The following is an 8,874-nucleotide window of genomic DNA, read 5'->3' as shown; positions in this document are numbered from 1 at the left end:
AGGACAGTCCACTGGACTGTCCTCTTTACGGCTCGGCGCTTTCCCTCGGTGCGCCTAGAGGCCGCGCGCAAGCATGCCTGAAAATACCTCTAAAACCGCATGTTTCCAACAGTTTTCGGACTTCATCAGGCGGTTACATGGGAACAACGCAATCGAAGCAACCGGCGTTTAGTGTCAAGCCCAAGATTCGGGAACGATCTTCGATGGGCGACTGCATAGGCCTTTGGGCCTGCGGGTCTGCCCCGAGGCATCCGTCTCCCGCATCGCAACCACTGCCCGTAAGGGTGTAAGAGAGGATAGGTGGCTTTATATGAATATCAAGAAGACATCGGTGGCGGTGACGGCCATGCTTGCGGCGGCCGTGATGGCGCTCGCGGGCTGCGGCTCCAGCTCGAACGCCGGCACTGATTCCGGTGCCACGGAGACCAAGAAGACCGACACCTTCGTGCTCGGTGGTCTGTGGCCCGAAACCGGCTCGCTGGCATACCTGGCCCCGCCCGAGCTTGCGGCCGAGAAGCTGGCCGTCTCCGACATCAACGAGGCCGGCGGCGTGCTCGGCAAGGACGTCACCACCGTGGACGCCGACACCTCGGACGCCGACCACGCCGACCAGAACTCCTCGGCCACCCAGTCCGTGATGAGCAAGAACCCGTCCTTCGTGATCGGCCCGGCCTCCAGCTCCGTGGTGAAGAACGTCTATAAGACCATCACCACCGCCAATGTGCCGATGCTCTCCATGGGCGCCACCAGCTCCGACTTCTCCGGCCTGAGCCCGTACTTCTTCCGCACCGTGCCGCCGGACTCCGTGCAGGGCGCGGTGCTGGGCCAGGTGATTGCGCAGGACGGCGTCAAGAACCTCGCCGTCGCGGTGTTCAACGACGAGTACGGCACCGGCCTGCGTGACACCATCGTCAAGACCGCGGAATCCGCCGGTGTGAACGTGGTCTACGGCAAGGACGACGCCTTCGATCCGACCGAGACCAACTTCTCGTCGATCGCCACCGCCATCAAGGCCTCCAACCCGGACGCCATCGCCATCGTGGCCTTCGACCAGACCAAGGCGCTGGTCAAGGAACTCGCCTCTCAGGGCGTGGATACCCACAAGCTCTACTTCGTGGACGGCAACACCGCCGACTACTCCAAGGATCTGGACGCCGGTCTGCTTGAAGGCGCGAAGGGCACCATCCCCGGCGTGATGGCCTCCGACGACTTCCAGGCCAAGCTCGTCAAGGCCTACGGCAAGGACATCTCCACCTTCACCTACGGCGCCGAAACCTACGACGGCATCATCCTTGCGGCCCTCGCGGCGCAGAAGGGCGGTTCCGCCGACGGCGAGACCATCCAGAAGAACATGGCCGCGGTCTCCGGCGCGAACGGCGGCGAGGAGTGCAGCACCTACAAGGATTGCGTGGCCGCGCTGAAGTCCGGCAAGGACATCACGTACAAGGGCCTGACCGGTATCGGACCGTTCAACAAGAACAACGACCCGAGCTCCGCGAACATCGGCGTGTACGTGTTCGACGGCAAGAACGTGCCGCAGTTCGATCACACCCAGGAAGGCAAGGTCCCCACCGACTGATGCGGTTGGCTGATTTGGCTGGCTGATTCGGTCGGTCCGTGCGATTGGCCGGTCCCTTCGGCTTTTCGCTCCCCAAGGCTCCCGTGGCTTCGGCTCGGGAGCCTTTTCGTTGGCGGATGCCGGCTTCCGTCCGGTTTCTGTCAGGAGCATGGTTCTTCTGACAGAAACCGGACGCAAATTCGCGTTTTTTCGTCCGGTTTCTTACAGAAGTGAAGGTGTTCTGACAGAAACCGGACGGAAACCGAGTGTTGGAGGGCGATTTGCGGCGCCAGGCCGCGATTCGGGTAGCTGCGGACTGGGATGTGCGGAATAGTGCGGTGGATTTTACCGTGCGCCGTGTGCCCGGCTGCATGGGCTGCGCGCCCGCCGCCCCGCCGCCGTAGCGGTGCGAAATTCGCATCGCAAGGCCGACTGCACCACGTATTCCGCAGCGGCCTTAGACCATCGCAAACCCCAGTATTTCCAACAGTTTTCGGAGTCAATCAGGTGGTTACACAGCCACAATCTCACCGACTTTCTGCTCGCCTACAGTGGCAGTCAAGATTCGAGAAGGTAACGCTCGCATCTCACACCATTGCCCGCAAGGGCTAGAGAGGAAGTGGTGGTTTATGACCAGCAACAAGACAATCATGATGACGTGCACCGCCGCCGTGGCGGCTGCCGTGATGGTGCTCGCAGGCTGCGGCAGTTCCGGCGGCTCGTCCACCGGCTCCACGGACAGCAAGTCCGAATCCCAGGCGTTCTATGCCGCCGCGATGTTCCCGCAGACCGGCTCGCTCGCCTACCTCGGCCCGCCGGAGGAGGCCGGCTTCAAGCTGGCCATCGCGGACATCAACGAGGCCGGCGGCGTCAATGGAGCGGACGCCCAGTCGTCCATCGCCGATACGTCCGACGGCGACCATGCCGACCAGAACAGCGCCGCGGCCCAGTCCGCCCTGTCCAAGAATCCGTCCGTGGTGATTGGCCCGCCGTCCAGCTCGGTGGTGAAGAACAGTTACAAGCAGGTGACGTCCGCGGGCGTGCCGATGATTTCCCAGGGCGCCACTTCGACCGCGTTCTCCGGTCTGGACAAGAACTTCTTCCGCGTGATTCCGCCGGACACCGTGCAGGGCGCGGTGCTGGGCCAGGTGATCGCGCAGGACGGCGTCAAGAACCTCGCCATCGCGGTGTTCAACGACGAGTACGGCACCTCGCTGCGTGACGTGGTGGTCAAGACCGTCGAGAGTGCGGGCGTGAACGTGGTGTACGGCGAGAAGGACACCTTCGACCCGGCCGAGACCAACTTCTCGTCCATCGTGACCGCCATCAAGGCCTCCAACCCCGACGCCGTGCTGGTCATCGCGTTCGACCAGTCCAAGTCCATCTTCAAGGAGCTCGCTTCGCAGGGCGTGGACACCCACAAGCTGTACATGACCGACGGCAACACCGCCGACTACTCCAAGGATCTGGACGCCGGCCTGCTTGAGGGCTCCAAGGGCACCATCCCGGGCGCCCACCCGGGCGAGGACTTCCAGGCCCGTCTGAAGACGCAGGTCAAGGACCTCAAGGACTACACCTATGCGGCCGAGACCTACGACGCCGTGATTCTGTCGGCGCTGGCGGCGACCAAGGGCGGCGACAACAAGCCGGCCACCGTCTCCGCCAACCTGATGGCCGTCTCCGGGGCGAACGGCGGCGAGGAGTGCAGCACCTACAAGGACTGCGTGGCCGCGCTTAAGTCCGGCAAGGACATCAAGTACAAAGCCCAGTCCGGCATCGGCTCGTTCAACGACGACCATGACCCGGCCACCGCATCCATCGGCGTCTACAAGTTCGACGGCAGCAACAAGCCGAACTTCGACCACGCCCAGGAGGGTGCCGTGCCGACGAAGTAACGCCGGATTGGTGACACCCCAACACAACAATCGTCCGGCGTCGGAGCCGCCGGATGTTTCCCTCCACAACAACCCCGCCTTCCTATTCGGGCGGGGTTTTCTTCGGCCCTGTGTGCCAACGTTGTCATACAGGGAGTCGTGTGGGCTGGTGGTCTGTCTCGCAATTGCCTGAGTGGTGTTGGCCTCCTCTGACGAGGGGCTGGCAGCGAAGCTGACTGGGGGAGGGAAAAAGCTGAAACCCTCAATTATTTAAGAGATAGACCACTAGGCTCCATTTCCCAAGCAATCAGCCCGTCTGCGTTCCGGTCGATTGGCGCATGTCAATTCGGGCGCATCTGGGTCTTTCGCACGCAACACATCGAACCGGTTCGACACGCCGGGCGATTGGACGTGCCAACTCCGTCGGCGGTAATATCGAACCGGTTCGACACAGAGCGTCACAGCACAACACAGGAGTTGCCCATGAAGAACAAAGTCCAGCTCATCACCTATGCGGATCGCCTCGGCAACGGCACCATCGCCGGCATGACCGACATCCTGCGCACCCGTTTCCAAGGCGTCTACGAAGGCGTGCATGTACTGCCGTTCTTCACCCCGTTCGACGGCGCGGACGCCGGCTTCGACCCCATCGACCACACCAAGGTGGACTCCCGCCTCGGCTCCTGGGACGATGTCGCCGAGCTCTCCAAGACCCACGACATCATGGTGGACGCCATCGTCAACCATATGAGCTGGGAGTCCGCCCAGTTCCAGGACGTGCTGCAGAACGGCGAGGAATCCGAGTACTACCCGATGTTCCTCACCATGAGCTCCGTGTTCCCGAACGGCGCCACCGAGGAGGATCTGGCCGGCATCTACCGCCCGCGTCCGGGCCTGCCGTTCACCCACTACAAGTTCGCGGGCAAGACCCGTTTGGTGTGGGTGAGCTTCACCCCGCAGCAGGTGGACATCGACACCGATTCCGATAAGGGCTGGGAATACCTGATGTCCATCTTCGACCAGATGGCCGCCAGCCATGTGAGCTACATCCGTCTCGACGCCGTCGGCTACGGCGCCAAGGAGGCCGGCACCAGCTGCTTCATGACCCCGAAGACCTTCAAGCTCATCTCCCGTCTGCGCGAGGAGGGCGTCAAGCGCGGCCTTGAGATTCTCATCGAGGTCCACAGCTACTACAAGAAGCAGGTCGAGATCGCCTCCAAGGTGGACCGCGTCTATGACTTCGCGCTGCCGCCGCTGCTCCTGCACTCCCTGTTCACCGGCCATGTGGAGCCGGTGGCCCACTGGACCGAAATCCGCCCGAACAACGCCGTCACCGTGCTCGACACGCACGATGGCATCGGCGTCATCGACATCGGCTCCGATCAGCTCGACCGCTCCCTGAAGGGCCTTGTGCCGGATGAGGATGTAGACAACATGGTCAAGACCATCCATGCCAACACTCACGGTGAGTCCCAGGCCGCCACCGGTGCCGCGGCGAGCAACCTCGACCTCTACCAGGTCAACTCCACGTACTACTCCGCCCTCGGCTGCAACGACCAGCACTACATCGCCGCCCGCGCCGTGCAGTTCTTCCTGCCCGGGGTGCCGCAGGTCTACTACGTCGGCGCGCTCGCCGGACGCAACGACATGGATCTGCTGCGTCGCACCAACAACGGTCGCGACATCAACCGCCACTACTACTCCGTGGCCGAAATCGACGAGGACCTGCAGCGTCCGGTCGTCAAGGCGCTGAACGCCCTGGCCCGGTTCCGCAACGAACTGCCGGCCTTTGACGGCGAGTTCGGCTACGAGGCTGACGGCGACAAGTCCATCACCTTCCGCTGGACCGCCGCCGACGGCTCGACCAAGGCAGCCCTCACCTTCGAGCCCGGCCGTGGTCTCGGCGCCGACAACGCCACTCCGGTCGCCAGCCTCGCGTGGACCGATGCTACCGGTGACCACGAGACCCACGACCTCCTCAACAACCCGCCCGCCGTAACCCTTGACTGATCAGTAAGAAAGAAAGCCAGTACAACCACCATGTCAGCAGTACACAACGACGCTGAAATCGCCCCGGCCCAAGCCGACGCCACCATCGGCACTCCGGACCAGCCCCAAACCGACCCGTTGCTCGACAGCTACGGCCGTCGCCCGTCCATCAAGGACGTGGTCAGGCTCGGCGCGGGCTTCACCATCAGCCTGATCATCACCGGCATCGTCTGGGTGTCGCTGTCGTCCATCCTGGTGCCCCAGCTCGTCGACCAGATCGCCCCCGGACAGCGTGAGGCGTTCATCGGTTCGATCAACAGCATCGGTTCGGTGGTGGCGCTGTTCGCCAACATCATCTTCGGCACCTTCTCTGACCTCACCCGCTCGAAGTGGGGCAAGCGCACGCTGTGGATCATCAGCGGCGGCATCCTGTGTGGCGCGTGCGTGGCGGGCCTGCTGGTCACCCGTTCGCTGCCGCTCATCCTGCTGCTGTGGTGCGGCATGCAGCTGTTCTACAACTGGATGAACGCGCCGTTCGTGGCCACCCTGTCCGACCGCGTGCCGGACAAGTTCCGCGGTTCCGTCTCCTCCTTCATGGGCGCGGGCGGCGTGCTGGGCCAGACCGCCGGCTCGCTCGTCGGCTCCCTGCTCATCAGCAACATCGACCTTGGCTTCGCCCTCGGCGCGCTCGGCTTCGCGCTGGTCGGCATCATCGTGGTCGGCATCTGGCCGCGCGAGCCCTCCAACGTGGACGAGGAACGCGAGCCGGTGTCCGTCAAGATGGTGCTCAAGTCCTTCATCCCGCCGCACGGCAAGGGCGCTCGCAACTTCTACTACGCCCTGTTCGGCCGTCTGATGATGGTGGCCGGCTACCAGATGATCAACGGCTACCTGCTGTACGTGGTCAAGTACTACACCTTCTCCGACTCCGGGTACGACGCCGAGCAGCTCAAGACCGCCGCCGCCGGCGTGATTGCGACCATGTCCGTGATCACGATGGTCGTCTCCCTGATCGCCGCCCTGGTCTCCGGCCCGATCTCCGACCGTCTCGGCATGCGCAAGATTCCGGTGGCGCTCGCCAGCGTGCTGTTCGCCATCGGCGCCGCAATGCCGTGGATCTTCCACAACGCATGGGGCATGTACCTGTTCGCCGCCATCGCCGGCTTCGGCTACGGCGTGTACAACGCCATCGATCAGGCGCTGAACGTGTCCATCCTGCCTAACCCGAAGGAGGCCGGCAAGGATCTGGGTGTGCTCAACATGGCCAACACCCTGTCCACCGTGCTCGGCTCACTGCTCACCTCCGGCGTGGTGATGGCGACCGGCGGCAACTACGGGCTCGTGTTCCCGGTGTGCATCGTCGTGGTGCTCATCGCCGCCTTCCTCATCATGCAGATTCGCGGCATCAAGTAATCAAGGAAACGGGCTCGCTGGGCCGTCGTACGGGGCCGTCGTCAGGCAATCGACGTCACGGCGCCGCCCGGCGCCAGTCCCGTGGTCTGGCGCCAGTTCCGCGGCCCGGCGTAAGCTAGGTTCATGGAAAGCAAACCGTCCGCAGTGCACTGAAGCCAGTGCGCTCGGGCGGTTTTTGCGTGAGGAGCCAAGGAAGAGGAGTGGAGCATCATGCTGCAACCATATGTGCGTCCGGGCATCGACGATCGTCCTGATCTGGACAAGGCATTGAGCCCCGAAGACAAGGCCGCCGTGGCCCGACTGGCCATCAAGGACCGTCGTCTGCCGCCCGAGCCGTCGGCGGACCAGCCCGAGGCGCAGGCCGTGCGACTCGCCTCCGCCGGCACGTCCGCCGCCGCGGCCGCCGCGGCCAGCGTGGATACGCCGGCCCCCGACATGGCCTCCGCGTACCTCGACATGCGCGATCCGATGATTGCATCCAACGGCGAGAAGCCCGACGCTCGCAAGGTCTCGCGCCTCAACTGGGGCTTCTTCATCGCTTCCATGCTTGTCGGTGCGCCGTGGGTGGCGCTCAACGGCATCGCCGTGCCCAACATGGTGGCCCGGCTGTCCCATTACGATACCGCCAGCGCCGTTCCGGTCACCATCAACCCCGCGACCGGCCGTCCGCTGCCCGTGGCCACGGATCTGGCCATGCCGCTCGCCGTGCTGGTGGTGGTGGGCGTGATCGCTGCCATATTCTCCATGCCGCTGGTCTCCGCCCTGTCCGACCGTACGCGCGTGGTCTTCGGCCGTCGCACCCCGTGGATGGTGGCCGGCGGACTCCTGTGCGCGCTCACCACGCTCATCCTCGGGCAGGATACAAGCATCATCGTGCTGTGCATTTTCTGGGCGTTCATGCAATTCGCGTACGCCATGCTGTCCGTCCCGCTCACCAGCTCCATCAGCGAGCGTGTGCCGGACAAGTTCCGCCCGCGCATCGAACGCTGGCACGGCATCGGCGTGATGCTGGCCCAAGCCATCGGCATGTGTCTGGGCGCGTTCGGCGTGATGTTCGACGCCGGCACTTCCTTCACCACCATCGCCGCGATTTTCGCCCTGTCGGGCATCCTGTCGGTGCTGATTCTGCCGAAGGAACCGTCCAGCCAGGAGCAGCCGCGCGTCGTCATGGACGGTGACGCCGTGCTCGGCCAGTTGAAATTCCCCTCGCACGCGCCCGCCTTCGCCCGTGTGTTCGCCGCCCGCACGCTGATGATGGCCGGTGTGGGCATGACCGGGGTGTTCCTGTGGTACCTCGTGCGCTTCTGGGTGTACGGCAAGGCCGTGGTGCTCACGTCCGCGCCTATGACCATCCCCGCCGGATTCCTTATCATCGCCATGGCCGTGGCCACGCTCATCGGCGCCGCGCTCGCCTCCTGGGCCGCCGGGCCGATCTCCGAGTGGATCGAGGAGAAGGGTGTTCCCACGGCTCAGGTCGTGGCCGCGTCCTGTCTGCTGTATGCGTTCGGTCTGGTTTTGGTCTGGGGGCTGGGCGTCTGGTCCACAGGTACCGCGCGCGAGAACGGTATGATCGCCTTCGCGCTGATCTCCGGCTTCGCCTTCGGCCTATACGATGCGCTGGGTTTGGAGCTGGTGATGGACTCGCTGCCCGATCCGCGCACCGCCGGCCATGACCTCGGCGTCTACGCGCTTGCCAATTCGGCGGGTCTGGCGCTCGCTGCCATCGTCGGGGCCTTGCTGGTCAACGGCTTCGAGTCGAGCTTCGGCTACTACCTGCTGTTCCCGGCCGGCATCGTGCTGGTGCTGCTCGCCGGCATCACGACCCTGCTGTCCGCCGGTTCCACTGACTGACGCTGGATGGCGCCGGTTGGCGCTGGTTGATGGTGGCGGGCGCCAGTGATCCGTTTCGCAATTGTCTGAGTGGTGATGCTCTCCAGATGAGGAGCCAACACCACTCAGACAATTACGAAACGGAATCCGAAACGGGACGAAACGTAAGTTTCACACGACATAGTGTTACGTTTCGTCCCACTTTGACAC

At 63.9% G+C, this 8,874-nt stretch carries 5 protein-coding genes; all 5 read left to right on the top strand.

The window, feature by feature from the left end; translation table 11 throughout:
- The first annotated feature begins 310 nt into the window (after positions 1 to 310).
- Positions 311 to 1,579, top strand: coding sequence for an ABC transporter substrate-binding protein (locus BG22_RS07935; RefSeq protein WP_140494676.1), 1,269 nt, complete (start codon positions 311 to 313; stop codon positions 1,577 to 1,579).
- Between the two features lie 608 nt (positions 1,580 to 2,187).
- Positions 2,188 to 3,453 carry an ABC transporter substrate-binding protein gene (locus tag BG22_RS07930; protein ID WP_140494674.1) on the top strand — a complete coding sequence of 422 codons (1,266 nt, stop codon included), beginning with the start codon at positions 2,188 to 2,190 and terminating at the stop codon, positions 3,451 to 3,453.
- A 462-nt stretch (positions 3,454 to 3,915) separates the two neighbouring features.
- The gene (gene gtfA, locus BG22_RS07925) at positions 3,916 to 5,442 is read left to right on the top strand and encodes a sucrose phosphorylase (RefSeq protein WP_140494672.1); all 1,527 of its coding nucleotides are present in this window, start codon (positions 3,916 to 3,918) and stop codon (positions 5,440 to 5,442) included.
- Between the two features lie 30 nt (positions 5,443 to 5,472).
- Complete coding sequence (locus tag BG22_RS07920) at positions 5,473 to 6,834, top strand: MFS transporter (protein WP_094667939.1); 1,362 nt, start codon at positions 5,473 to 5,475, stop codon at positions 6,832 to 6,834.
- A 210-nt stretch (positions 6,835 to 7,044) separates the two neighbouring features.
- Positions 7,045 to 8,685, top strand: coding sequence for an MFS transporter (locus BG22_RS07915; protein WP_140494670.1), 1,641 nt, complete (start codon positions 7,045 to 7,047; stop codon positions 8,683 to 8,685).
- Positions 8,686 to 8,874 lie beyond the last annotated feature (189 nt).

It is taken from the genome of Bifidobacterium sp. UTBIF-78 (genome assembly GCF_006408945.1).
GTDB lineage: Bacteria > Actinomycetota > Actinomycetes > Actinomycetales > Bifidobacteriaceae > Bifidobacterium > Bifidobacterium myosotis.
The sequence above is the reverse complement of the archived record's forward strand: the minus strand, read 5'-3'. Positions and strand labels throughout refer to the sequence as shown.

What these genes read in the sequence shown, in the direction of transcription:
- BG22_RS07935 (WP_140494676.1), top strand. Translation starts at nt 311, where the DNA reads ATGAATATCAAGAAGACATCGGTGGCGGTGACGGCCATGCTTGCGGCG.
- BG22_RS07930 (WP_140494674.1), top strand. Translation starts at nt 2,188, where the DNA reads ATGACCAGCAACAAGACAATCATGATGACGTGCACCGCCGCCGTGGCG.
- gtfA (WP_140494672.1), top strand. Translation starts at nt 3,916, where the DNA reads ATGAAGAACAAAGTCCAGCTCATCACCTATGCGGATCGCCTCGGCAAC.
- BG22_RS07920 (WP_094667939.1), top strand. Translation starts at nt 5,473, where the DNA reads ATGTCAGCAGTACACAACGACGCTGAAATCGCCCCGGCCCAAGCCGAC.
- BG22_RS07915 (WP_140494670.1), top strand. Translation starts at nt 7,045, where the DNA reads ATGCTGCAACCATATGTGCGTCCGGGCATCGACGATCGTCCTGATCTG.